The organism is Gordonia marina, assembly GCF_052036135.1.
In the GTDB taxonomy this organism is placed as follows: domain Bacteria; phylum Actinomycetota; class Actinomycetes; order Mycobacteriales; family Mycobacteriaceae; genus Gordonia.
In genome coordinates, this window is the sequence record NZ_JBPSDN010000090.1 from 1 (window position 1) to 1190 (window position 1190).

1 protein-coding gene is annotated in these 1190 nt (G+C 65.3%); it reads left to right on the top strand.

Translation table 11 applies throughout. The annotated features are described in order from the left end of the window. The first annotated feature begins 146 nt into the window (after window positions 1-146). On the top strand, window positions 147-599 hold the full coding sequence (locus ACSEEN_RS21400; protein ID WP_435948576.1) for an MspA family porin: 453 nt from the start codon (window positions 147-149) through the stop codon (window positions 597-599). Window positions 600-1190 lie beyond the last annotated feature (591 nt).

Below are 1190 nucleotides of genomic sequence, written 5' to 3' on the forward strand. Positions count from 1 at the left end.
CAACCCCTCCGCCTTGTGCAGCCGACGGATCTCGGCCCAGTCTTCCACTGAAATCATCCCTCCAGAATGACGAGGGGGGTCAACTTTCACCCGTCGTCTGGGGGTCAGTATTCACGCGTCGTCGACAGCATGCGGCGATCGGGAACATCGACGGCAAGACCGTGCGCGCCACCGTCGAGGTGGGCTACAAGATCGGCTACCCCGTTTCCGTCGCCCCCAACGGAGTGAAGGTCACCGCCCACACCCCGGAGTTGAAGCTCTCTTCCGGGGTGAACGCCAAGCTGGCTCCCAACGTGACGATCGGCGGTACCGGTGGCGGCGGATCGATCGGTGAGATCGGTGCCGATCTCGGTGCGGAGGCGACGGTGATTCCGTCGGCGGATCTGGAGTTCGAGGTCGGCGCCGGGAAGATCACCACGGTCACCCTGGCCGAGATCGCGTTGACCAAACCGGTCGCCGATATCGTCCTCTCAGGCGTGGAACTGAACGTGTCCAACGCCCTCGGACCGATCAGCGTGCGGCCGTTCGCCAAGATCTCGGTCACGACTGAGACCGGGGTGTACGTGTACTACGCCCACGGCCGCACCAGCCGGATCTGAACGGGGTTCCCGAGATGAGGGAGAACACCGGACTACGAAGCCTCTTCTGGACCGCCGTCAGCGTGATGGCCACCACCGCGGTCATGATCATGCTCGTTGTCGTACTGACGCCACCAGCGTCCAGCGCCGAGACACCAGCCGAACGCTGCAAACGCGAGACCACGGCTTACAACACCGCGTGGAAGAACACCTGGGCCCAGACCAACCCGGGGAAGAGCCCTTCGCAGGCACCGCCGCCGCCCGTGCCGTACCGGTGCGGAGTCCCGAAGAGCGCCCCTCTACCGCCTAGTACAACTTCTCCATCGCAGGAGCCGGAGCCTTCGAAGCAGGCGACGGTTCCACCTCGCGAACCGGGCGCCACCGGCCCATCTCTGAACGGTCCTACCGACCGGAAGGATCAAGAGGTCGGGGTGGACCCCGATCAGCAGCCGATCGAGGCTCCTCCGACCTCGCCTGGAGGACTGGGCGGTGTCATACCGTCGTAGCAACACTGCAGGCCACGAGGGGTTGCGGGTAGCGCGGTAGGAGACCCTGGGTGGGGCTGGGACGGATGATGTTGACGGTGGCGGACCGGACGGAGATCGCGGTCGG